Source organism: Chitinophaga sp. H8, assembly GCF_040567655.1.
Classification (GTDB): Bacteria; Bacteroidota; Bacteroidia; order Chitinophagales; family Chitinophagaceae; genus Chitinophaga; species Chitinophaga defluvii.
Map to the genome: position 1 here is coordinate 2,777,941 of NZ_JBEXAC010000001.1, position 24,017 is coordinate 2,801,957.

Sequence of the window (24,017 nt, forward strand, 5' to 3'; positions counted from 1 at the left end):
CCCTATTTCATGAGAGCAATTGTATACAGAAAATATGGCTCACCGGAAGTTGCGCAGTTGGAAGAGATCGCTCCTCCGGTTCCCCAGGACCATGAGGTACTTATAAAGGTACATGCTACTACCGTGAACCGGACCGACTGTGGCTTCAGAAGTGCAGAGTATTTTATCGTCCGTTTTTTCAGTGGCTTATTCAGGCCCAAAAACAAAGTATTGGGAAATGAATTTGCCGGTGAAATTGAGAAGGTTGGTAAAGATGTGACCTTATTTGCTCCCGGCGATAAGGTATTTGGTTATAATGACACCAGGTTTGGCGCACATGCAGAATATATGGTGATGGCAGCGCAGGGTGCCATTACAACGATGCCTGACAATATCACTTATGAAGAAGCTGCGCCTGTCACCGAGGGTGCACACTATGCTTTATGTGATATAAGAGCTGCTAAAATAAAGTCTGGTCAGCAGGTCTTAATCAATGGTGCCACCGGCGCTATTGGATCAGCCGCAGTACAGCTTGTAAAACATTTAGGTGCCGAAGTTACTGCCGTATGTGATACCCCCAATATAGCACTCGTAAAATCACTGGGCGCTGATGAAGTCATTGATTATACACAACAGGACTTTACCCAGCTACCCCAATCATTTGATGTTGTATTTGATGCGGTTGGCAAAAGCTCATTTGGAAAATGCAAACCCCTGCTGAAGAAAAATGGCATTTACATGTCGACCGAACTCGGCTATATGTCCCAAAATCCATTCCTGGCACTCATTACGCCCTTATTAGGTGGTAAAAGAGTGTTGTTCCCCATTCCAACAATCAGTAAGGAAGATGTTGTTTTCCTGAAAGAACTGGTTGTTACCGGTAAGTATAAACCAGTCATTGACAGGTATTATGCATTAGAAGAAATCGTTGCCGCATATAAGTATGTAGAAGCCGGTAAAAAAACCGGAAATGTCGTCATCACACTGAGAAAATAAATGAGGCAGCCTGCCGAAACAGGTATATCTATCCAACTACCTTTATGTTCGCGCTGCCGAATTTTCACATTTTTTTTGCATTTGCTTTTAATATTTCTTACTAATTTGGGTACCGTTCAGGACATCTGGTTCCTATTTTCATCGCTGTATGGAAAAGTAAATAGGCATTATTTCATCAAGAATATAATTATTATTTATTAATCTTAAATTAGCAATGTCAGTAAGTAACGACCACTATCGGCAACGGATTTCATGGTATCCGTATTCTCTTCTTTGTTCTTTATTCCTACTCATTTTATTCAGCAAGCAAGGCATCGCGCAGGTAAGCAGCCGTTCAGGGCCCCCCTTTACAGCAAGGCTGATGAACATAGAAGCAGCAGCCAATAGTACGTTTACTTATAATACCCAGCTTCGTAATAAAGCTACCACTCCCCGTATTTTCCAACTCTCCGCAGAGGTGCCGGCCGGCTGGAATCTTTCCTTCAAAGTGGAAGGAGCGCAGGTAACTTCGATCAACATTGATTCCGGAAGAACCCAGGATATCACGGTAGAAATTATTCCAGCCCTGGAAGTAAGGCCGGGTAAATACGCTATTCCTGTCCTGGCGCTGGCGGGAACCGACTCTTCCAGATTAAACCTGGAGGCAGTTGTTAAAGGTACTTACGGGGTTTCGCTGACAACTCCCAGCGGCAGGCTCAGCGATGATGTAACGGAAGGAAGCCGGAAAGAAATTCAGCTGCTGATAAAAAATACAGGCACCATTCCTCTCGACAAACTGGATCTTTCGGCTCAAGCTCCTCCTCAGTGGGAAGCTACGTTTGCTCCCTCCACCGTTGAGCGGCTGGAGCCGGGTAAAGAAACGGAGATTACAGCCACCCTGCACGTGCCGAATAAAACCATTGCGGGTGATTATGTCACTACCTTCTCTGTTAAAAACACCAATGCTACCTCCAACGCTGTTTTCCGTATGACGGTCAAAACATCCGTCCTTACAGGATGGCTGGGCATACTCGTAATATTACTGGCATTAGGAGCCGTGTATTACCTGATCCGTAAATATGGAAGAAGATAGTAAAACTATGGAACAACCAATTATTGAGATAAACGGGCTGAGTAAATACTACGGCTCACTGAAGGCTGTGGACGATCTCCATCTGTCTATTGGAAAAGGAGAAATATTTGGGTTGCTTGGTCCCAATGGTGCAGGAAAATCAACGACTATATTAATGCTGCTTGGCCTGACGGAGCCGTCAGCCGGAGAAGCACGTATCTGTGGACTTAATCCCGCCCGAAATCCGATTCCCATCAAGCGCAAGGTGGGCTATATGCCCGACAATGTAGGGTTCTACCACGAACTGACTGCACTGGAAAATCTTGTATACATAGGACGGTTGAACGGTATTCCGGAAACGGAAATCAGACAACTTGCTCGTGACATGCTGATAGAAGTAGGATTGGAAGCTGCGATGGACCAAAAAGCCGGAACATTTTCCCGCGGGATGAAACAACGCCTGGGGCTCGCAGATGTCCTGATCAAACAGCCTGAAGTAATTATCCTGGATGAACCTACACTGGGTATTGACCCGGCCGGTGTCAGGGACTTCCTGGAACTGATCCGCCAGCTGAGCCAGCGTCAGGGGATCACCATACTATTATCTTCTCATCATCTGCACCAGGTACAACAAGTCTGCAATCGTGTCGGCATCTTTGTGGCCGGCCGTTTACTGGCAGAAGGCAACATAGCAACACTGGCGGGCAATCTGTTCCAAACAGCGCCATACGTGGTAGCGGTAACATTGAAATCAGATGTGGGCCAACGCGAAACACTGGAAAACGAACTTATGCGGTTACCTGCCGTTAAAAAGGTAACGGTTGCCGCCAATACAGTGGAAATTTCAGGCGGGGAGGATATTACGCCCGACATTGTCAGGTTCTTTGTAGGAAAAGGTTTTGACGTGATGGGGGTGCAACAGAAAACCTATGGTCTGGATGAGATATACCAGCGATATTTTGAAACTAATTTAAAGGAAAACATATCCAATGAAAAGTCAAGTGGTCTTTTTCAACGGTCTTTTTTCGGCAGATTCAAAAAGCATTAAACAGGAAGATCAAAATGCTGCCGGTCCGTTTTTCGTAATGGTACGTAAAGAAGTAGCCGATCAGGTGCATAGCTGGCGCTTTATCATTCTGGCAGGGCTTATACTGTTTACCTTCCTTGGATCCATGTATGTGTCCCTATCAAATATCAGCAATGCGGTTTCAAATACAAACGATCCTGACCGGTTGTTTTTATACCTGAAATTGCTGACTACCACTGACGGCTCCCTGCCTCCATTTCATGTATTTATTGGTTTTCTGGGGCCATTGCTCGGCATTAGTCTTGGTTTTGATGCAATTAATTCCGAGCAGTCCAATGGTACACTGATCCGGCTGATGGCGCAGCCTGTTTACCGCGATGCTATTATTAATGCCAAATTTGTAGCCTCCCTGGTTGTTATCAGTACACTTTTTTTATCCCTTAATTTGTTGATGATTGGGGGTGGACTGATTATAACAGGCGTAGAGATAGCACCGTCCGAGCTGATACGTATCCTCTGTTTTGTGATGCTGAGCATTATTTATGTAGCGTTCTGGCTCAACCTTTCCATCCTTTTATCAGTAAAGTTCCGGCAAACTGCCACATCTGCATTGACCGCTATTGCTATCTGGTTATTTTTCACTGTTTTCTATCAGATACTGCTGAATATTCTTATAAAAGCATTCCTACCCAATCCCAATACACTCACGCAGGATCAGTTAATTTCCTATAACGAAATCATCCTGACTTTTCTACGTTTTGTACCAAGCCAGTTGTACACAGATGCCACCACTACCCTGCTGATGCCTTCCATCCGCAGCCTGGGCCCGCTTACCATGGAGCAAATGGCAGGTGCCATTCCATCACCATTGTCCCTGCGGGAAAGCCTGCTGGTAGTATGGCCTCAGGTAAGTGGCCTTATTGCGGCAACAGTAGTATGCTTTGCCCTTTCCTATTATCTCTTTATGCGAAGGGAAATAAGAACCTGATCATTCGATGAGAATAGCTATTCATATTTGCAGAGATTTGCCTAAATTGAAGCCTTATAAAAAGATAGGATGCGTCACTTACTTCACCTGTGCCTGATATTTACTTTTTGTTTGCCTGCAGCGGCGCAAAAATCAGGTAATGAATTACACTTTACCAGCAGCCAGCAGCAAATGATCACGGTATATAAAGGAACCATTTTCGTCAATGGTAATAAAGCCTTTATTTTCCCTAAAGACATCATTAATTACAAGAGCAGGCGTAACCGCTTGATAGAAGATGGGCGTACAGTATTTCTTTTCCTGGAGGTAGACGGCAGCCCGAATAAAAACAGGCTGATGGTATTCAATATTGATCATTCCCTGGCAGATTCCCTATTGAATACCGTCAGCTCGGATGTGAAAGACTGGGATCAGGATGGCAACCTCGAATTTGGAGGCAGCGATCTCGTTAAAGTCCACTCCTCACCAGATTCCATATACTATACTCCTGCAAGATTCTATGAAATTAAAAAAGGTAAGATTACACTTGATGCAGCACTAACAGAAAAAACGGAAAAGAAGTTAAATGGTACTTATCTTCCTGACCCATTCGAGGCAAATGGACAGCCCAAAGTAATTCCGAGGTCCAAGAAACGTCCCTGACAGCTACCTGCGCTTTTCATCGCCGGGATGATGCTTAATCATCCAATCCCTTGCCGTCAAGTATTTTCTCTGTGTACTTTTCAACCCTTGACTCCCGGGTCTTGGATTGTTTAGCTCCGGCAAAGTAAAGCAGGTATCCTCTTTGTCGTCCAGGCGTTAGTGCATGAAACGCCTTTTTCAATGCAGGAAGCTTATCTAATCTATTCTGAAATTCTTCAGGAACGGCAAATTCAGATGCCGCTTTAAATTTCACCTTCAAACCAGCTTTTTCTACTTCAATAGCTTCATAAACATAGGCTTTTAGAATGGCTTTCGCCTCAACAATCTCCTTTACATTCGTGAACCTCATCTGACGTGTAGCCTGCGTATGCTTTGACTGTTGGACCAACATTCCATGAGCGTCATTCAGCAAAGCACCTTTAAAGAATAGCACCGCACAATACTCCTTAAATACATGTATTAAAACGATATTGCTATCCTGAAATGTGTAGCAGGGAGTGCCCCATTTCAATTCTTCTGTCAGCATACAGTCAAGTATGATCTTTCTTAATTGCGCTAGTTCTCTCCGCCACTTTTCAACTTTAACGAAGTAAAAATCAACTTTGGGATTCATATGGTCCGCATTTATTAATGAGCTAAAACAACTTTTCTGTCAGCAGGTCTGAAATACCAGGATGTTATGGTTAAGACCAGCAATAGTAGCGGTGGGGCAATTTCGCTCATGGAATTACCCGATGCAATATGTGAAAATATAGCTCCGGACATCGCAAAAAAGAATCCACCATAAGTCCATTCTTTCAATAAAGGGTATTTTGGAATAAGCACTGCCACCACTCCCAGTATTTTCCAGATACCTATTATCGTTAAAAAATATAAGGGATAGCCCAGTTGTCTAATAGTGTTGGCATCTTTTTCCACTTTAAGCAACTGTACCAATCCGGTTGAAAACATACCCAATGCGAGCCAGAGCGTAGCAATCCAATAGATAATTTTATTTCTCTTTGTCATAACAAGTTATTTTAATTTGCTTACGGTACTTTCCAGTCTGTTATGTGCCATATTGATGCCTTGCGCAAAAGGCATCTGCAATATCTGGTCTCTGATCGCTACAGATTTGTATACTACATGCATGGTAAGTTTACTCGTATCTTCTGTAAGTGGCTCAAACTCTAAAAATTCCAGCTGAACACCAAAAGGGGTATTTTCCATTTCAAAGGTCCGCGTGATTCTCTGATTAAGGATAAATTCGTGTATAACCCCATTAAACCCATGCTTGTTTCCTTTAGGATCAGTTGTCTCAAACTGATAACCACCATGCCTTTCATTCCTGAGTTGCAGCACTTTCGTTCCCATCCACTGCTCCACTATTTCGGGTACTACATATGCCTTGAAAAGCAAATCCAGTGGCAGGTCAAATTCCCGTGTTATCACTAATTCCTGTTTGCCGTCTTCGGCATTGATTTTGGTTTTTTGTTCCATAATGTGCTATTTATTTGATTTATATTTTTTCATGATGGTTTCTAATTTATTGAACCTGTCATCCCATAATTGACGGAATGGTTCAATAAAATCGGCTATCTCTTTCATCTTTATGGCATTAATGTGATAATATATTTCCCGTCCGTTTTGTTCCTGTTTAAGTATTTCACATTCCGTAAGAATCTGTATATGCTTGGAAATGGTTTGCCTCGACGAGTCAAAATTCCCCGCTATCGCCGTGGGCGTCATCGCCTGAAGGGCTACCAAAGTAATGATCATCCTTCTGGTTGGATCAGCTATCGCTTGAAATACATCTCTTCTTAATTCCATTATGCAGCTATTTGACTGCAAATATACGCGCAGCCATTTAACTGCACAAATTTATTTTTACAGCGCAGTGAAAAAAGAAACACGATACATTGTTTTTCTCTGGAACAGGCAGCCTTTCCCCTTCTCAAATTTTCCCGATTGCGTAAACTTTTCCCTTTTCGTCGCCGGAACTTTGAGATAATTATAATCAACCAATCTAATGACGAGAATGCTATTATTCCTGCTTGCCTCCCTCTGTACGGCAGCAGTATATGCACAAAGCGGTACTATCTATGGTACAGTTACCACCAGCGATGGCCACCCGGCTATTAATGTTACTATTAGTGTTGAACGCACCAGGTTGGGGAGTATCAGTGACGAAAACGGAGTATATGCCATCAAAAATATAAAACCTGGCAACTGGACCTTGCGCATTACGTCCGTGGGCGCCGCTACACAGCTAAAAGCAATAACTATAGCTTCCGGGCAAACACAGCAACTGAATTTTGTCCTCAATGAAAGTGCTGCGCAATTGAATGAGGTAACCGTTTCTTCCCGCAATATGAACACGGAAAGCAGGATAGTAGCCAAAATGCCACTTAAAAATCTCGAAAATCCTCAGGTCTATAATACGGTTTCCACCGAGATCATGAAGCAGCAAGGTATTACCTCTTACGATGATATTATGCGTAATGTTCCTGGCATCTTTCAAACCTGGCAGTCCACCGGAAGATCAGGTGATGGGGCATCCTACTTCGCACTCCGGGGCTTTGATGCACAACCCTCCCTTATCAATGGCCTACCCGGTCTTACCAGTGGCAACCTGGACCCTGCGGATGTAGAAGAAGTGCAGGTAATGAAAGGTCCCTCCGGCACTCTCTTTGGTGCCAGCTTCTACAGCTATGGCGGTATCATCAATACGATCACAAAAAAACCTTACTATGGTTTCGGTAGCGAAGTGGGATATAGCATCGGCAGCTTCGGCCTTCACCGTATTACTGCGGACGTAAATACCCTCCTCAGCAAAAAACAAAAAATCGCCATGAGGGTAAATGCAGCTTACACTTCCGAGCAGTCCTTTCAAAATGCAGGCTTCCGGAAAAGTTTTTTCATTGCGCCCTCCTTCTCCTACGAAGTGAATGACCGCCTTTCCTTCCAGGTGATGGCCGAAATACTCCAGGAGAAAAGAGCAGTACCGCCGGTATTCTTTCATTCCAATCGTGATACCGCGCTTGACTTCAAAAATATCCGGGAGCTTAATCTGAATGTAAAGGAATCATTCACCAGCAATGAACTTACTATTAAAAATCCCCGGATAAACTTCCAGGCGCAAATGTTATACAAGCTCTCCGGTAAATGGACTTCCCAGACAGTTTTTTCCGGTGGCAGGGTAAAATCCGACGGCATTTATACCTATATGTGGGACCAGGACCCGGGGGATAAATGGTTCGGTCAGGATTTCCACATCGAAAATCAAACGACCAAAACATTCGATATACAACAAAACTTCAATGGTGATTTCAAAATCGGGACACTGCGTAACCGTTTGCTGATCGGACTGGATTACTTTCATCGTAATGTAGTGGATAATGGCTCGGACTGGGCAACCGGCAGAAACGTAAGCCCTCAGGGTGAGGTGACCAACTATACGGACCCGTCTACGGGAGAAGTACACCCCATCGTTCCGCTGACAAAGGACGCAGTGTATGCCCTTCTCGCCGGTACTTCAGGTAATAATTCCAATGTTACCAACGGCTTCTACAGCGCTTATGTATCGGACGTGCTGAATATCACTCCCGCGCTCATCGCGATGGTAAGCCTCAGAGCTGACTACTTCGATTCAAAAGGAGATAAAAATGCGGCGGATGATGATGGCTACAGCCAATTTGCATTGTCTCCCAAGTTTGGATTGGTTTACCAGATCCTGCCGGATAAAGTATCCGTTTTCGGTAGCTATATGAATGCATTCCTGAACGTATCTCCATCTGCTGTCTATGATATGGATGGTAATTATCAGCGTACGCAATCATTCAAACCTGAGCATGCCAACCAGGTGGAATTTGGTATCAAAACAGACATCTTTACGGATAAATTATACGCTACCCTCTCCGTTTATGATATCAAAGTTGGTAACAAGGTGGTGCCCGACAGTAAAAACCCGATGAACTCCACCCAGGGGGGAAAATTCGGTAGCACTGGATTTGAGGTAGACCTGAATGCCCAACCTACCCCGGCATTACATATCATTGCTGGTTACAGCTACAATCATACAAGGGTATTAGAGGGAAATCAAAACGATTTCTATAGTGAACCAGGCAGGGCGCCAGGCGGGCAAGGACCACAAAACCTTGCCAACCTCTGGGCTACCTATAAATTTACCAATGGACCATTAAAACACTTCGGTGTTGGTGCAGGTGGCAACTATGCCAGCAGATATAAAGTCATTGACAACAGCAAAACAGGCATCTTCTATTTGCCAGACTATGCACTGATGAATGCCGGAGTATTCTACAACGCAAAACATTTCCGGGTATCTTTCAACGTTAATAATATCACCAACGAAGTGTATTACACCGGCTACTGGTCTGTAAATCCACAAAAGCCCCGCAACTTTGTGGGAAGTGTTGCCTATAAATTCCGGTAAACACCGGATCAGGCATCCGGAATCTCAGGCTCTACCAGCTTAGCCAGCTTTTCCAGTGATTCCTGCCAGCCTAAATAACACATTTCCGCTGGGATTACCGCTGGGATGCCTTCCTGTGTAATTTTGATGTCTGTGCCTACCATTGTTTTCCGAAGCCACACCGTAGTGATCATCTCTCCGGGAAGATTAGGATCATCGAATGTATCCGTATATTTCAAAAATTCATTGGGTTTAAGCTCCAGGTATTTCCCTCCGAATGAATGGCTGTTGCCAGTGGAAAAATTCTGAAATGACATTTTAAAGGAACCACCTGTCTTTACATTCATTTCATGAACGGTACAAAGAAAGCCATACGGGGGCAGCCAGGAAGCGATTGCCAGGGCTTCGGTAAATGCACGGTATACCTTTTCCGGAGATGCTTTAATTACTCTGTGTAATGAAACGTTATTGTCTGACATAAAATCATTTTTTCATTCCCTACTCGTCTGGCTTTTCGGTTCCGCCCGTTTTTGATATGGTAGCTGCTCCACTTATTTTGTTTAATTATTCTGCCGGTTAACTTCAGCATTACAAAGATGACAGGAAAATCTGATTTTGAAAGAGGCCAAATGAGACATTCTAACGGGGTATTTGCGACCAACTTACAGCGTTGACCTTATCACATAAAGACATAATAATCCGCTAGATATCTTTATATTTGCCCCCTCAGATTGGATAGCAGTATATGTCATGCTTTTCAGAAGGGTATTAAAACAATCATTAAATAAGAGATAAAAATGAAAGTAATTCCATTTTCCAACCTGTTAAGATCCGGCTTTTGTCCACCCTATGCGAGACTTATCGTGGCATGCCTGTTTTTCCCACTTATCTTCCTTTCCTGCAAAAAAGATAAAGCTGTTGAGATCAGTGATCTGAAATTCCCACTGGATACCTATTATGTACCTGTGGGCGGAGAACTGTCCATAGATGTGCAACAAGGAAACCAAAAATATACCGTAAGTGCCAAGGACGACAAATTATTACAAACAACCATTCAAACCGCTAACCCGCCGGCAGGTAACCTGCGGATCAGCGGTCTGAAGAAAGGAAATACACAACTTACTGTCAGGGATGAAGTAACCGGCCAGTCAGCTGTACTGCAAATCCATGTAGTAGATCCTTATCTTGTCCTGAAAGCAGAAAATAGTCTCATTCCATACATTGAAGGTGCCAATACAGACGCTGATCAATCTATCAGAAAGAAAATCCGGGATGATTCACAAAAATTCGGGAATTTTCAGGATGGTGAATTTCTAATACTGCGTAACAATGCAACACAGCAATTTTCTACCTTTAAAAGTGAGGCCGATATCGCTCGTGGGATAATTGACCGGTCAGGTACTTACCACTTAAAGTTTGACAATAACGACTCTATTACGTTAGCTTTAACATACGATAACAGGGAAATAGCTGAATTTCCGATCAGCGCCTCCAGCGCAGCCTTCCCTATTTTTACTGATTTTTCGCAGGAAGGACGTGTTGGTACGCAACCATTCAGCCCCAAGGATCCGTATCCACACATTTACCTGATCAGGGATTTTACCACCTATTTCCAGACAATGGATACACGTATTAAACAGGTTAAAATCTACCAGTCAATGGACCTCTTTATAGGTAATCGTCATTTAAATTTCGGCAAAGGTATCCTGGAATAACCAGGCATAACTGCTTTCAGTAAATAAAAAAACGTGGTAGTTGTTTAAGTACTACCACGTTTTTTTTATGCATATGGAAGAGGCGATTTATAATGGGTACCGGCATGGGCAACGGCCACACATGCACATTACCTGTTTTGTCGGCACATTTAACTGCCATGTCTATTTCACATAGCTATCTCCAATCCCACCAGCTACTTTTGTGCAATAAACATTTTTATGAAAGCAGCCACAGAACGTAAGCTAATCCGCTGGTTACATATCATACTCAGCATTCCGATCCTGGGCTACATCTATGGCCCCGTGGCGGCTAATCCTCCTGCTGCCATGGCAGTACGTTGGGTGTTTTTGCCAATAGTTGTATTAAGTGGTCTCTGGATGTGGAAGGGACACCTGCTAAAAAAGCAATTAAACAGGCAGCGAAAAAGAGCACCTCAAAAAAACGAGGTGCCCCTTTAGCATAAATATCATTTCACTACCTTGATCATCCCCTTCATCATCCTCCAGTGTCCGGGAAACGTACAGATAAAAGGGTAATTCCCTGCGCTGCCAGGTGCAGTGAAATTCAGCTGGTAAGATGTACCTGCGCTCACCAACGGTGTGTGGAACAGCACTTCCTGCATATCCGGTACAAAATTCCGTTCGTACCCATCATCTTCCACCGCCATCTTATCAGCGGCCTGGCCTACCTTTTCCAATGAGCCGGGCTTCACTATAACCACGTTATGTGCCATTTGATCCCGGTTATCAAAGATCAGGGACACTGTTTTTCCGGCAGTAACCGTAAGTATGTCTTTATCATAAAGCATTTTACCTGGCAGGCTGGCGAGGTGCACTACTATTTCTCCCATTTGCTGCACAGGCGCCTCCGGCGTTTTTGTTGGCGGTGCGGTTGTTTCACTGAACAAATCCGGATTATTTTCTCTAAACTTATCAAAGACAGGCACCCCGGTCAATGCCTTGATTTCTTTAGCTGAAAGTGGTGCTACACCATATTTTGCATAATCCGGGTCATCCGTGATGAATCCTGGCACCTGCAATTCTTTTACAGAAAGGAGTGGCCTGAATAAGAAGTTTGCCTGCTCCGGTTCGCCGGCAAGGAAGTCCTTATCTTTCCTGAACATTTCCATCCATACCGGTTTCAGGTGCTTAAAGGACTCTATCAGTGCATAACCGATGTAATCGTCTACCGGAGACTTGGTGGCGGCCAACAGGGCTTTTACCGTGGCTTCATTTTTAAAGTGGCTCAGGGCAGCAATGGCTTCCACCCTAACCCTAGGAGCTGCATCTACTGCAAGTGCGGCCAGTTTTTCCTGTGCACCTTTTATATGATCTGCCCAGTAGTAGAGCACACGGGTGGCAGCGGCCCTGATATGCGGGTCACTGGAACCAAGGAGGCTGGCCAGCAGCGCCTCATCCGGCTGATGGAACTGCTGGTGCAGCCAGAGCCCTTCCAGCCGGTGATAATCGTAGGCAGAATCTTTTTTATCCAGTGCGCTGAGCCATTGTTGGAGTGCAGGGAGCACTTCATTTGCTGGCAGCTCACCCAGTCTTACGCGGGCACGGTAACGTTCCCTGTCTTCATATACTTTCAGCTGATCCAGGAGCTGCAGGGTACCCAGTTGCGTAAGGTCCACAGTTTTGAGAGGCGCTTTTCCCTTATAGGTAATTCTCCAGATACGGCCACGGGTATGGTCACGCAGAGGATCACGAAAACCCTGTTCACCGTGCTGGATGATCGGATCATACCAGTCCACCACGTATAAGGCACCATCAGGACCGAACTTGATATCTACCGGCCGGAAATTAGGATCTTTGGACTGCAGTAGCGGTGTAGTTTCATCGGCTACAATACCACTTCCTTCTTCACGGGGCACATGCTGACGAACACCCTGGAAACCGATGAAAGTATTGAACAGCACATTGCCCTGCGCACTTTCCGGAAAGGCCCTGGAGGAAATAATTTCCACACCACAGGTTTTGGGTTTCACTTTGGTAGTCAGAAAATCCTTCATACCCATGTGTTTTTTGGGATAGTCGATGGCCACGGTGAGAGGTGGTGCAAAGTAATTCATACCGGTAGACACATCTGCGATAATGTGCGTGCCATTGCGGGTAAATACATTGCCCCAGGGGTTAGCATAAGGATAAGAAATATAAGGTTCCAGCTTCATGGTACGGGGTTCATAACGCCAGGTTACGCCATAGGCGCCTCTCTGAGGGCCATATGGTGTTTCTATCTGCGAATGCAGAAAAGTGCCTGAGTGCATATATAAAGCACCGTCAGGCCCCCAGGTGTAGGCGTTGAGCACATGATGGGAATCTTCTGTACCAAAGCCGCTGAGCAACGTTTGCCGGAAATCGGCGCGTCCATCTCCATTGGTATCTTTCAGGAAAACGAAGTTTGGCGCCTGCGTTACGAATACGCCTCCATGTCCCAGTTCAAAACCGGTGGGAAGATAAAGGCTGTCTGCAAATACAGCATGATGATCTGCCTTTCCATCTCCGTTGGTATCTTCCAATATAACGAGGCGGTCATCAGGAGGACTACCCGGGAAATAATGCGGATAAGCCGGCATACAGGCTACCCACATCCGCCCTTTGGCATCGAAGGTAATACTCACCGGATTCACGATAGGAAAGTCTGCTTCCGAAGCGAACAATTCAATTTCATAACCCTTTTGCAGAATAAATTGTGATTTGGCAGCTTCCGCGTCACCACTTTTTGCAGGTGTCATCTGCTCCCGGCTGAATGTAGTGATCTGCTTAGCTTTCTGAATATCAGGAGTGGTATTCGCAGCACTGCCAGCCCATATCACACTGTCGAGCCTTGCCACAATCTGGTCGATCTTCATCGCCTCTTCGGGCAGGGTTTGTCCGCCGGCCCATTCCCGGCGCCTGCCGTAAATATATTCTCCATTTTGTGCTTTGAAACGATAAAAGAAATGCTGGTTCTTTTTTGCCACCACTTCACGTAGCAGACGCGAATGTTCGTCCTCCGTCCACGAAGCTGCTGGCAGGGCCAGCGCACGTGCCATGATCTCACTTACCTCCCGGTATCCCCTATCATTCAGATGAATGCCGTTGATGGTAAGAGAATCATTGCCTTTTTCCAGCTTTGCGGTAGGCTCATAAAGATCAATGAAAGGAATGTCCAGCTGACTGGCTACCGCTTTCATACCTTTCACATACAGGATAAGGTTGCTGTTATGTTTAGCAGGGTCCGGCAGCAATCCGCCCAGTGCTTCATGCGCAATAGGTGATACGAGAATGATGCGGGATTTCCCCTTCCCATTGAAGGATTGCTGCTGCAGATGAGACAACAGGCCGCTGAGGTGCTGTTTGAAACTTTCCAGGCTGTCGGGACCTTTGAAGGCTTCATTCAATCCGAAGCAGGCAAAAATAATATCTGCTTCCTGCTGCTTCAGGTGCTCATCAAGCGTTCCGAAGTTCAGCGGACGGGGCCGCAGATCCACCTCATCGGCACTCCATGCCAGGTTTCTGACACGAAGGTGCCGGTCCGGAAAGCTTTTGTATAAAAGCGTTTCAAAATAATTGTTTTCCTGCATGCGCTCGGCAAAAGTGTTGCCGATAAAAACAATGCTGCTGTTCTCCTGTGGGTCCAGCTGGTATACGACACTTTGCTTCCCACAGGAAAAGAAAAGTACCGCTGCCAGCAAAATGAACCGTTGAGTCAATGAAGATTTGATCATTTCGGGTAATGGTCTGTTTAGCGTTAAATATGATACATGGCTTTACCAGCCGGTATTTTGTTCAAGATTGGGATTCTTTTCAATCTCTCTTTGTGGAATCGGCATAAAGTACATCTTCTCCTGAAACACATAAGGTCCCTGCGTAGCCGGTTTGGCTTCGTAAGTATAAGTACCGTTGTTTTGCCGGGTGATGTACATAGCATGAAAGGTTTTCCCATTCAGCTTGTCTGCCGCTATTTTCCATCGCCGCAAATCCCAGTAACGTTTTTGTTCAAAGGCCAGCTCGATATACCGCTCGTGCCGGATACGTTCTCTCATGACTGTCTTACTTAGTCCTGCAGGCAGCTGGTATGGCGTTAGTCCCGCTCTCTGGCGGATACGTTCAATAGCATCATACACACTTTGATCAGGAGCTCCTAATACCTCATTGCGTGCCTCCGCATAGTTGAGCAGCACTTCAGCGTAGCGCAACTCCTGCCAGTTCTGATCACTGCCGGAGTTGCCATAATAATCCTTATTGCTTTCATTCGTTCCCTTCCGCATCAGATAACCGGTAATGGTAGCATAGGGTTTGTTGATGCCATCTATCGGTGCGTCAACATACATGTACACCGGCAAGCCCTGGTAGCCGAAGGTAGAACCGTTCACGATCAGCGTAGCATCGAAGCGCGGATCCCTGTTCACGTATGGATTTGTGGCATCGTAGCCGGAACCTGGTTCATTGATGGCTTTCCCGTTCTTCATCTCAAAAGCATCTACGAACTCCTGCAGGGGGCTGCGGCAAACGGCCGACTGCTTGGACCGGGAATCGGGCATAGCCCAGGAATCCCAGCCATGTTCGCGGTAAGGCCGCAGGAACTGTACACTGAAGATCTCTTCTTCGTTATTTTTATCCAGCATAATGCTCCGGAAGTTCGGGTGCAGATCATACACGTCCGCATCCATCACCTCTTTATTGGCAGCAGCTGCTTTTTCCCATTTGGCCACATCTCCGGAAGGGTTAAACAAAGGGCTGGCACGGAACAGATGCACTCTCCCCAGGAAAGCCTTTGCAGAATATTGATTGGCTTTCCCTACATCTATAGTGGCACCTCCGTATGTTTTGGGCAACAGTTCAGCGGCTTCTTCCAGCTCACGAATGATGAAGTCAAAACACGCATCTGTTGTCTGCCGTTTTACGAACAGATCGTCCGTCAGCTCCTGCGGCTCGGTAATGATGGGTACGCCGCCGTACCTTTTTACCATGTTAAAATAATGCATCGCGCGAAGAAATTTCACCTGCCCTTTCAGCGCGGCTCTCTCCTCTTCTTCTACAGGTGCATCATCAATCTTTTCCAGGAACATATTAGCCTTCCGTATAGCCTCATAGGGCCAGTATTCCATGGGATTATTGTCGGCAAACCACTGTCCCTGCACTACATTCAGCGGATAGCCACCCCAGTAACTACGGGATTCGTCGGTGATATTATCATACAAGGTAGCGTCAAACGATGGTATGTCGAGGTACATATTGTTGACAAACAACTGCATCAATGCAGGATCTTTAAACACATTTTCTTCAGGAATAGCATTGGTAGCCTGCCGTTGCAAAAAGTCGCGTTTGCAGGCACACATGCAAATCAAGGCGGCCAGCAATAATATATGGTGATGTAATTTTTTCATAATGCTCGTGGATTAAAGGTCAGAAGGTGAGATTAACGCCCAGGTTCATGCTCCGCTGTTGTGGGTAGTAGGAACCGCTTGGATTTTCTACCTCCGGATCAAACATTTTCAGTTTGTCGATCAGGAAAAGGTTGGATCCGGAAAGATAAACCCGTAGCCTGTCCACTCCTATCCGCTTCATGGTTGCCGATGGCAACGTATAGCCTATGTCTACAGACCGCAGACGGATGTAACTCGCATCGCGCAGGTACAAACTGGAATTCTGCGAATTATTCGGATGAGGCCCTTCCCATGGCCGTGGGTAACGCGCATTGGGATTGTCCGGTGTCCAGTGATCTTTCAGGTCCACAAAGTTATTCCAGGATCCCCCCTGAAAAAAGGTTCTGGCCATACCGTCCAGCAAGCGGTTTACCTTCGTGGCGCCCTGGAACAGCACCGCAAAGTCGAAACCTTTTATGGAACCGCCGAATGACAAGCCACCAATCACTTTGGGCGTGCTGTTGTCCATGGATATAATAGTGATATCATTGGCGTCCACTTTTTTGTCACCGTTGATGTCTGCATATTTCACATCCCCAGGTTGCTGACCTCCATTGAATTGCGGATAATAGGATGCCACATCTTCGGCCGACTGGAAGTAGCCGAGCGCTTTGTAACCGGTGATAAAATTCAGTGGCCGTCCGGTTTGCAACAGATAGTCCGGAATGTTGGCAGGCTCATCGAGCGTGATCACTTTACTCCTGGCATAACTGCCGTTCAGGGTAATATAAAAGTCCAGTGCTCCTATACGGTTGCGATGTGTTAATGACAGCTCTATACCCTTGTTGTCTACCACGGCATAGTTCTCTGCCGGCAACTGTGCCCCCACTGTAGCCGGAATGGAGCGGATGCGTTTAAGAAGAATGTCGGAGGTGCGTTTGTAAAAGAGATCCACTACAAACTGGAGCTTGCTTTTCCATAAGGAGCCTTCCAGGCCCACATCAGCAATGGTAGCTGTTTCCCAGGTCACATCCGGATTTGGCAGAATACCAGGCGTAATACTGGTCAGCCCTTCACTGCCGGACACCAGGGTACCGGAAGGATTATAAACCTGCAGATACTGGAACGTAGGTGTTCTTCCAACATAAACGTTACGGTCATTGCCCACTTTCCCGTAGGATACCCGTAGCTTCAGATCATCCACGAATCCCATACCGGCACTATTGCGGATAAAAGATTCTTCCCCGATACGCCAGCCGGCGGAAACAGCAGGAAAGAAGCCATATTTTTTGCTTTCCGGAAAAGCCACCGAACCATCCCGGCGGAATGATGCTTCGAACAGGTAACGCTGTTTATACGTGTAGTTAACCCTTGCTACAGCGCTGCGCCGCCCATCGTTAAAGGAGCCACCGTTCGCATCCTTCTGCGCTTCTCCTCCGTAAAATAATTCATCGAGGTCTTTAGCCGGGAAGTTGGTTCTGAAGGCATAAAAGTTGTTGGCCTTCGCATCAAACTGCTCGAACAGCAACAACCCGCTAACATCATGCTCACCGAAGGTCCGTTGGTAATTCAGCGCGGCATTCAGGGTAATTGTATTGTATTCATCAAACCCCTGGTTAAGGGCGGTTTTACCATTCCATCCACCATACGGATAAATCTCCAGCGTATTCCCTTCCGCATCCTGCCGGTTCATGAGCACGGGTACGTTGTAATGTTTATTGTTCGAGTATTCTTTCCCAAAAGAAGCTTTTCCTGATACGGACAACCCTTCTATGAAAGGCAGCTTTTGTTTGAGAGATAAAGTGGCCTGCAGCACATTCACTTTAGTATTATTGTACCCTGTTTTGATCTCTTCCACGGGATGCTGTTCATGCGTGTAATAGATGGTACCATCAGGATTATAGGCCTTGTCCATGGGATAGGCGGCCACAATATCAGAGAAGATGGCTTCCGCTGCGTAGGCGCTCCCCTTGTGATCCCGCGTGCTGGCGTCGAAATCTGCGGAGATGGTGAGATTGCTGTTGATGTTCGCATCTACGTTGGAACGGATAGAGTACCGTTTGAAATTGATACGGTCGTACATACCGTCCTGGTTAAGGTAACCCAGCGAAAGATAATATTTGATGGCGTCGGAGCCACCATTTACGCTGATATTCTGTTGTGTCTGGAACGACTGGTCTTTCATCGTAAGGCCATACCAGTCCGTTTCGGGAATTACGCCTGTACGTATGTCTTCCAGCTCCTGGTCAGTGTACTGTGCAGGTTTGCCCATGTTCTTTACCGCCTCATTCTTCATGACGGCGTATTCGTAAGCGCTCAGTACATCCGGGTAACGGGTGGGCGACTGCAAGCCCACGAAGCCGTTGTAGTTGAAGGTGGGTTTCCCCGTGCTGCCCCGCTTTGTAGTAACGAGGATTACGCCATTGGCCGCCCTGGAGCCATATACAGCCGTAGCCGAGGCATCTTTCAAAATGGAAATGCTTTCTATTTCGTTGGGATCAATGAACTGGAAATCACGAACGATACCATCCACCAACACCAGCGCACTATTATCACCAAAAGTACTGGCTCCCCGGATAGAAATACTGGAGCCCGAACCTGGTTTCCCATTGCCATTCACCGCAATTAGACCAGGCAGGCGGCCTACAAGGGCATTGCTGACATTTGCCACCGGCGCCTTGCTCAGCTCTTTGGTATCAATAGAAGCAACAGCACTGGTAAGGCTGGTCTTTTTCTGCTTACCATACCCCACTACCACCACCTCTTCCAGTTTGCCGATATCTTTTGTCAGTTTAACATTCAGCGTAGACTGCCCACTCAGCGTTATCTCCCGGCTGGTATAACCCACCAGGGAAAATACCAGTACCTGATGCGGTTCAGATTCCGGTATTACAAACTGGTAAGTACCATCCTCCGAGGTGGAAGTACCTTTATTCGTGCCTTTCAGACCTATACTGACACCGGGAAGCCGTTCGCCGGTTTCCGCATCCGTTACCTGTCCGCCAACAGTAACAGGCTGCACTGCCTGCGTTATGACCGGCGGGGCAGGTGTGGTGTTCCGTTGCACAATAGGTTTTACCACCACTGTTTTTTCCACAATGGAATAAGTGAAGGGCTGATCCCTGAAACAAAGCTCCAGCACTTTTTCCAGCGACGCATTCTTCACCCGCAGGGATACCGGCTTTGCATTCGTCATCAGCTTACTGGTATACAAAAATAAATAGCCGCTCTGGTTGTATATTTCCTCAAATACCTTCTCCAGCTCCGCTCCTTTAGCGGAAAGGGAGAGTTTTTGAGAATAGGCCGTAGCACTTACCTGCATAGCGGCAACCAGTACAAAAAAAGTGACCAGCTTCATGATTAAAAAGAATTTCTGGGTACGACTCTTACAACGGCAAGAAAGCATGCCGGGGCAATCTGAATCTTCTTTCATAACTTTGGAATGTTTTTAGATAAAATCTGGTTTAGTCAATCCGGTTTAAGTCTAATCAACGATTATCCGGGAGCGTTGGTCCGCTCCTGGATTTTTTTATATTTTGGTTGTATTACATACTATCATGGAAGCACCGTTACTTTCTTTCCCTCCACACGGAATTTTGCCCCACCCGTCATCTCCAGCATCCCCAACACCTGCGAAAGCGGCACATTACGGGAGATCATGCCGGAAAACTTCGTATCCGTTGCTACACCACTATAAATAATCTCTACATTATACCAGCGCCCTATTTTCCGCATAACGTCTTCCAGGGATTCTTTTGAAAAGTGGAATAGATCATTTTTCCAGGCCAGCACATCTTTTATATTGGCCGCTCTTATCTCCAGCTGCTTTTTAGCTTTATCAAGACTGGCCTGCTTGCCAGGATACAGCAATTCCGCTCCGGCATGCGTGCTCACTTTTACGCTGCCCTCGATCAGCGTCGCCTGTACCAGCGGCTCGTCGCTATATGCTTTCACGTTAAAATGTGTGCCCAGCACATCCACGGTGAGTCCGTTCACTTTTACGCGGAAGGGCGCGTGTTCATTGCGGGCCACATCGAAGTAGGCTTCTCCTGTCAGCTCCACTTCGCGCCGGGAGTCTTCAAAAACTGCGGGAAAACGCAGATCTGAGCCTGCATTTAGCCATACCCTGCTCCCATCCGGCAGCAGCAGTTTGTATTTTCCTCCCAGGGGCGTTGAAATGGTATTCCACCGGCCTTGTACAGCAGCAGTGCCTGCTCCGGTATTTTCATAAATCACTTCTCCGTTCTGCTGAGTAATGCGGATGCCGTTCCCTGTCTTCACCATACTGGTACCAGTATCCTGGAGGGCAATCACGGAGCCGTCTGCCAGGCGCAGCGTCGCCTTCCAGCCACCGGGCGGCACCTCCTGTTGTATAATAGCCACTGGGGCTGGTTCCTGCTGCTGCGTATACCGCCACAGAAAGACCAGGCCTGTTGCCAGTATAAATAATATGGCTGCAGCACTTTTCCAGCGGGGCATCCGCCGCAGCAGACCACCTTTCACGGGTTCGGAGGCTACAGGTCCTCCCTGCATCCTTGCCAGTGTTTTTTCCAGTGCGGCAGGCACATCCACGGCTGCTAAAAAGTCGACACATTCTTCGAGCGACGCTTCATCCGTAAGCGACTCCAGAAATACCCGGTTTCGCTCATCTTCTGCCAGCCACGCATGAAGCTTGTCTTCCTCTTCCTGGCTCAGCCCGTCGCGAAGAAATTTCAGTATCAGCTCCGCTTTCTCAAAATTGGAGGCATTACGTTCCCTTGGGTCCATATGGGCAATTCGTTTCCTTGTTACTGTACTAAGACGCTTTAACCGGAAAAAGAGGTGAAAAGAGTGAAAAGAAAAAAAACGGCCTCAGAAAGGACCGAAAAGCAGTAGGGCCAGCACCCCTGGTTTCAACGAAGACCTGAGCAGGTGAATAGCCCGCTGACGCTGGGTTTTGACAGTATTAACAGAAACCCCCAGTTTGGAGGCAATCTCTTTATTCTTCATACCTTCCAGGTAAGCCATCTGCACCACCTGCCGGCAACCCTGTGGTAATTTTTCCAATGCGCTGTAAATCTCTGCGGCCACCTCGGAGCGGATTATGGCATGATCGATACCAATCTCATCCGTGTCCGCTGCATCCTGGCTCTTCAGATAACGTTTTACCACTTTATCATGTCGCAATTTGCTGATACAGGCATTACGAATCATGATATAAAGATAGCTCCTGACGGCCTCTTCCTCCTCTGCAATATGATGCCGGTAGTTCCAGTAACGGATAAACGCTTCCTGACAGATATCTTCACTCAGTGCCCTGCATCCCGTAATCTTGAATGCAAAATGGCAAAGGCGCGGGTAATACTTCTTAAAAACAAGGCTGAATTCCTCGGTTTCCGCCGCGGATAATTCATGAAATGGACGGGATTCATTGTCTAAATACTTCTCCTCCATGGTGCTTCAGGTTGCAAATACTAAGATGATAGCCTACCATGTAGTGCTATAACGTGGAAAAAAATACCATTGCACAAACTAATAAGGAATTTCCTTAAATCCTAACGAAATGCATCTTCCGTTTACAAGGTGTGCTTTCAGATGAAATAAGTTGCACCATATATTAAGCCGTAAATGCCAAAAGTAAAATACCGGATCATCAGGGCAGTATGCTAAACGTATATTCCGGTGTATTGTTGGTATCAGCCAGTTTCCGCCAGGCATTCTCCCCGTAAACGCCTGCTACCTCATAGTTAAAGGGAGTAAAACCAATGCGCGACATAAGTGTTTTGTTGCCAATATGGTAGTCGTCGCGGGAAAGATCTGCGAAACCGGGATCAGCGATCACAGAGTGGATATCCTTCCCGGTAGATTGCTGCCAGGTGGCAAAATCTTTTTGCCCAAACCGGATGTCTTGCGTAACCGGATTCCAGTAACTGTTACTATCCGACCTGAAGCGGACCAGCTCCCAACCCCGCTTATCTATAAGACTATTGCCTTTATCAAAATAAATAATATTATTGGTAAAGGAAAAAGAGAGATGGTCTTCTACCCTGGAAGCTTCCAGCTGGGCTTTTACCTGTGAAACAAAAATATTGTTCCGGATGATGTTCTTCTCCCCGTAGTGTTGATGAAAACCAGCGCTTTTACAGCGATATACCAGGTTATTTTCCATGACGATGCCTGTAGAACCTTCATCGGTGTAAAGCCCCCATCCGCCATATCCATAAGAAGAAATATCATGGATAACATTATTGGACACAACGGTGCCGGGAGATATCCCCAACGTATATACGCCTCCCATGTCGCTTAAACGGTTCTGGCCCAGATGATAGATACGGTTATAGATAATCTTATTTCCCCGGGACGGGCTGTATGAATAGCCCCATACCCAGCCGACTGATACACCTGTGTAATAGAAATCTGAGATATCATTGTGTGAAATCGTATTATCGCGGCCATTGAAAATAAGCACGCCAACACCGGTTGGAAATTCCCGCCCACCTGCACGGAGGATATTATTATCTATGGTAATGTTGCGGGTAACGGTGGCATCATTTGCCGGTAGCGTGGTATTACCAATAAGCACACCGCCTGCGCCCAGGTCATGAAAATAACAATGCACCACTTTACTATCCGCACAGTCTGTTCTGAACCACAGGGTATTAGTACCAGTATGGGCTATTTCACAATTGTTAAAGGTGATGTGTTGCGCATCATCGATCATGATCACTGCGGGGACTCTGGCGGCTGCTTGCAGCGGATCATCACCCGTTGCCGGCATGAGATAGCGGCAGTATTGAAAAGAAAGGTTTTCAAAGCTGATGTATGCTGCCTTCCGGCTGCTGTCTCCTTTTATCGTCATTAACTGGTCAATGACCGGAACAACTGCTGTCACACGTCCGATCTCCTCCCCCCTTCGCGGCACATACCAGATTGTATGTGCTTCATCCTGCCACCATTCGCCAGGTACATCCAGCATTTTCCGGGCATTTCCAAAAAAGAACAGGGAGGTATTGTCTAATTTATTCCATGGTTGCATAGGCTCACCAATCAGGGTGATGCTGGAATCCGCAGCAGATCTTCCGTGGATAAATTTCCGGGTAAGGTCCCAGGCATGATGCACGGAGATCGTTACCTGTGGGAGGTCTGCATCCGGAATGTCTTCCAGGACCTGCCACTGCGCTGCTGTCAACCGAACCCGCTGTTGGGCCAGTTTTTTCGGGCTGGTCGTATCCGTGATGATTTCCGTGACCCGTTGTGTTTCAAACCAGGGCGCTTCTATATTCGGCGTACGTGCACGGATGGCCCGTTTGCCATTAACAAATAATTGTTGCACCTGATCCTTTCCTGCATTAGCGGGAACACGGACTTTCCAGAGCTGCGGATTAACTTTCTCAAATGCAGGGAGCTGTACGCCTCCGGAAATCACCGGCGCCATCTTTCCTTCTCCTTTAAAAATCAGTGGCGATTGAGCAGAACCGGCATCTTCCGCTGTCAGCATCAAAGGAGCTTGTAACGGATAAGTACCAGGGGCAATCCTTATTTCCAGGGGAGTATCCCAGATCTGTGCTTTACGGAGCACCCTGCTGCGATCCAGTGCCGTTGCCAGCGTAGCTACCGGTCGGGATTTCGTGCCCACGTTTGCATCATTACCATTTGGCGAAACATAAATAACCGGTGAGGATGTTTGCTGCGCGGGTAAGAACAGTGGGCATAACAACATGCCAAAAAGTATGCGGCATATGCTTTTGTAAAAAATTACTGCTGTCATAAAATACAGATATAAGGATGTCAGGCTATCACTTTCCTTAACATAATAATACTTTTATCCGGAATAATATGCCCTATTTTGACGAGAGGCCTTCACCATTCCCAATA

19 protein-coding genes are annotated in these 24,017 nt (G+C 46.5%); 8 read left to right on the top strand and 11 right to left on the bottom strand.

What is annotated here, in order from left to right; translation table 11 throughout:
• Positions 1-9 precede the first annotated feature (9 nt).
• The 5 genes from ABR189_RS10410 (at position 10) to ABR189_RS10430 (ending at position 4,683) form a co-directional block, all read left to right on the top strand.
• The gene (locus ABR189_RS10410; protein ID WP_354660419.1) at positions 10-975 is read left to right on the top strand and encodes an NAD(P)-dependent alcohol dehydrogenase; all 966 of its coding nucleotides are present in this window, start codon (positions 10-12) and stop codon (positions 973-975) included.
• A 361-nt stretch (positions 976-1,336) separates the two neighbouring features.
• Positions 1,337-2,047: a COG1470 family protein gene (locus ABR189_RS10415; RefSeq protein WP_354660420.1), complete on the top strand. Its 711-nt coding sequence runs from the start codon at positions 1,337-1,339 to the stop codon at positions 2,045-2,047.
• Positions 2,048-2,054: 7 nt separating this feature from the next.
• Positions 2,055-3,074, top strand: a complete 1,020-nt coding sequence (locus ABR189_RS10420; protein WP_354660421.1) for an ABC transporter ATP-binding protein — start codon at positions 2,055-2,057, stop codon at positions 3,072-3,074.
• Positions 3,016-4,041, top strand: a complete 1,026-nt coding sequence (locus ABR189_RS10425; RefSeq protein ID WP_354660422.1) for an ABC transporter permease — start codon at positions 3,016-3,018, stop codon at positions 4,039-4,041. Before ABR189_RS10420 ends, ABR189_RS10425 begins: the two co-directional genes overlap by 59 nt.
• Positions 4,042-4,110: 69 nt before the next feature.
• On the top strand, positions 4,111-4,683 hold the full coding sequence (locus tag ABR189_RS10430) for a hypothetical protein (protein WP_354660423.1): 573 nt from the start codon (positions 4,111-4,113) through the stop codon (positions 4,681-4,683).
• A 34-nt stretch (positions 4,684-4,717) separates the two neighbouring features.
• Here the strand turns inward: ABR189_RS10430 and ABR189_RS10435 are convergent, their stop codons facing one another.
• Genes ABR189_RS10435 through ABR189_RS10450 form a run of 4 tightly spaced genes read right to left on the bottom strand, consistent with a single transcriptional unit; the run spans position 4,718 to position 6,492 of the window.
• Positions 4,718-5,296 (bottom strand): YdeI/OmpD-associated family protein, encoded by a 579-nt coding sequence (locus ABR189_RS10435; protein WP_354660424.1) that lies wholly within the window; start codon positions 5,294-5,296, stop codon positions 4,718-4,720.
• A gap of 14 nt (positions 5,297-5,310) precedes the next feature.
• A complete protein-coding gene (locus tag ABR189_RS10440; protein WP_354660425.1) occupies positions 5,311-5,691 on the bottom strand; it encodes a DoxX family protein in 381 nt (126 codons plus the stop codon).
• Between the two features lie 6 nt (positions 5,692-5,697).
• Positions 5,698-6,162, bottom strand: coding sequence for an SRPBCC family protein (locus ABR189_RS10445; protein ID WP_354660426.1), 465 nt, complete (start codon positions 6,160-6,162; stop codon positions 5,698-5,700).
• Positions 6,163-6,168: 6 nt separating this feature from the next.
• Positions 6,169-6,492 carry an ArsR/SmtB family transcription factor gene (locus tag ABR189_RS10450; RefSeq protein WP_354660427.1) on the bottom strand — a complete coding sequence of 108 codons (324 nt, stop codon included), beginning with the start codon at positions 6,490-6,492 and terminating at the stop codon, positions 6,169-6,171.
• Between the two features lie 199 nt (positions 6,493-6,691).
• On the opposite strand from ABR189_RS10450, the gene ABR189_RS10455 reads away from it, so the two are divergent.
• Positions 6,692-9,115 carry a TonB-dependent siderophore receptor gene (locus tag ABR189_RS10455; protein WP_354660428.1) on the top strand — a complete coding sequence of 808 codons (2,424 nt, stop codon included), beginning with the start codon at positions 6,692-6,694 and terminating at the stop codon, positions 9,113-9,115.
• Positions 9,116-9,123: 8 nt separating this feature from the next.
• Here the strand turns inward: ABR189_RS10455 and ABR189_RS10460 are convergent, their stop codons facing one another.
• The gene (locus tag ABR189_RS10460; protein WP_354660429.1) at positions 9,124-9,573 is read right to left on the bottom strand and encodes an SRPBCC family protein; all 450 of its coding nucleotides are present in this window, start codon (positions 9,571-9,573) and stop codon (positions 9,124-9,126) included.
• 318 nt (positions 9,574-9,891) lie between these two features.
• On the opposite strand from ABR189_RS10460, the gene ABR189_RS10465 reads away from it, so the two are divergent.
• Together ABR189_RS10465 and ABR189_RS10470 are read left to right on the top strand one after the other, a co-directional pair.
• Complete coding sequence (locus ABR189_RS10465) at positions 9,892-10,809, top strand: hypothetical protein (RefSeq protein ID WP_354660430.1); 918 nt, start codon at positions 9,892-9,894, stop codon at positions 10,807-10,809.
• Between the two features lie 219 nt (positions 10,810-11,028).
• Positions 11,029-11,268 (top strand): hypothetical protein, encoded by a 240-nt coding sequence (locus ABR189_RS10470; RefSeq protein WP_354660431.1) that lies wholly within the window; start codon positions 11,029-11,031, stop codon positions 11,266-11,268.
• 8 nt (positions 11,269-11,276) lie between these two features.
• Here the strand turns inward: ABR189_RS10470 and ABR189_RS10475 are convergent, their stop codons facing one another.
• The 6 genes from ABR189_RS10475 to ABR189_RS10500 form a co-directional block, all read right to left on the bottom strand.
• Entirely contained in the window at positions 11,277-14,522 is a 3,246-nt protein-coding gene (locus tag ABR189_RS10475; protein ID WP_354660432.1) for a PVC-type heme-binding CxxCH protein, read from the bottom strand.
• A 42-nt stretch (positions 14,523-14,564) separates the two neighbouring features.
• Positions 14,565-16,184, bottom strand: a complete 1,620-nt coding sequence (locus ABR189_RS10480) for a RagB/SusD family nutrient uptake outer membrane protein (RefSeq protein WP_354660433.1) — start codon at positions 16,182-16,184, stop codon at positions 14,565-14,567.
• 19 nt (positions 16,185-16,203) lie between these two features.
• A complete protein-coding gene (locus tag ABR189_RS10485) occupies positions 16,204-19,596 on the bottom strand; it encodes a TonB-dependent receptor (protein ID WP_354660434.1) in 3,393 nt (1,130 codons plus the stop codon).
• A gap of 122 nt (positions 19,597-19,718) precedes the next feature.
• Positions 19,719-20,930 carry a FecR domain-containing protein gene (locus ABR189_RS10490; RefSeq protein ID WP_354660435.1) on the bottom strand — a complete coding sequence of 404 codons (1,212 nt, stop codon included), beginning with the start codon at positions 20,928-20,930 and terminating at the stop codon, positions 19,719-19,721.
• Between the two features lie 84 nt (positions 20,931-21,014).
• Entirely contained in the window at positions 21,015-21,596 is a 582-nt protein-coding gene (locus ABR189_RS10495; RefSeq protein ID WP_354660436.1) for an RNA polymerase sigma factor, read from the bottom strand.
• A gap of 199 nt (positions 21,597-21,795) precedes the next feature.
• Positions 21,796-23,910, bottom strand: coding sequence for a right-handed parallel beta-helix repeat-containing protein (locus ABR189_RS10500; RefSeq protein WP_354660437.1), 2,115 nt, complete (start codon positions 23,908-23,910; stop codon positions 21,796-21,798).
• Positions 23,911-24,017 lie beyond the last annotated feature (107 nt).

Bases quoted from the DNA above. Each gene is read 5' to 3' on its own strand.
- ABR189_RS10450 (WP_354660427.1), bottom strand. From the start codon at position 6,492: ATGGAATTAAGAAGAGATGTATTTCAAGCGATAGCTGATCCAACCAGA.
- ABR189_RS10410 (WP_354660419.1), top strand. From the start codon at position 10: ATGAGAGCAATTGTATACAGAAAATATGGCTCACCGGAAGTTGCGCAG.
- ABR189_RS10445 (WP_354660426.1), bottom strand. From the start codon at position 6,162: ATGGAACAAAAAACCAAAATCAATGCCGAAGACGGCAAACAGGAATTA.
- ABR189_RS10465 (WP_354660430.1), top strand. From the start codon at position 9,892: ATGAAAGTAATTCCATTTTCCAACCTGTTAAGATCCGGCTTTTGTCCA.
- ABR189_RS10415 (WP_354660420.1), top strand. From the start codon at position 1,337: ATGAACATAGAAGCAGCAGCCAATAGTACGTTTACTTATAATACCCAG.
- ABR189_RS10435 (WP_354660424.1), bottom strand. From the start codon at position 5,296: ATGAATCCCAAAGTTGATTTTTACTTCGTTAAAGTTGAAAAGTGGCGG.
- ABR189_RS10500 (WP_354660437.1), bottom strand. From the start codon at position 23,910: ATGACAGCAGTAATTTTTTACAAAAGCATATGCCGCATACTTTTTGGC.
- ABR189_RS10420 (WP_354660421.1), top strand. From the start codon at position 2,055: ATGGAACAACCAATTATTGAGATAAACGGGCTGAGTAAATACTACGGC.
- ABR189_RS10475 (WP_354660432.1), bottom strand. From the start codon at position 14,522: ATGATCAAATCTTCATTGACTCAACGGTTCATTTTGCTGGCAGCGGTA.
- ABR189_RS10480 (WP_354660433.1), bottom strand. From the start codon at position 16,184: ATGAAAAAATTACATCACCATATATTATTGCTGGCCGCCTTGATTTGC.
- ABR189_RS10430 (WP_354660423.1), top strand. From the start codon at position 4,111: ATGCGTCACTTACTTCACCTGTGCCTGATATTTACTTTTTGTTTGCCT.
- ABR189_RS10455 (WP_354660428.1), top strand. From the start codon at position 6,692: ATGACGAGAATGCTATTATTCCTGCTTGCCTCCCTCTGTACGGCAGCA.
- ABR189_RS10485 (WP_354660434.1), bottom strand. From the start codon at position 19,596: ATGAAAGAAGATTCAGATTGCCCCGGCATGCTTTCTTGCCGTTGTAAG.
- ABR189_RS10460 (WP_354660429.1), bottom strand. From the start codon at position 9,573: ATGTCAGACAATAACGTTTCATTACACAGAGTAATTAAAGCATCTCCG.
- ABR189_RS10425 (WP_354660422.1), top strand. From the start codon at position 3,016: ATGAAAAGTCAAGTGGTCTTTTTCAACGGTCTTTTTTCGGCAGATTCA.
- ABR189_RS10440 (WP_354660425.1), bottom strand. From the start codon at position 5,691: ATGACAAAGAGAAATAAAATTATCTATTGGATTGCTACGCTCTGGCTC.
- ABR189_RS10490 (WP_354660435.1), bottom strand. From the start codon at position 20,930: ATGGACCCAAGGGAACGTAATGCCTCCAATTTTGAGAAAGCGGAGCTG.
- ABR189_RS10470 (WP_354660431.1), top strand. From the start codon at position 11,029: ATGAAAGCAGCCACAGAACGTAAGCTAATCCGCTGGTTACATATCATA.
- ABR189_RS10495 (WP_354660436.1), bottom strand. From the start codon at position 21,596: ATGGAGGAGAAGTATTTAGACAATGAATCCCGTCCATTTCATGAATTA.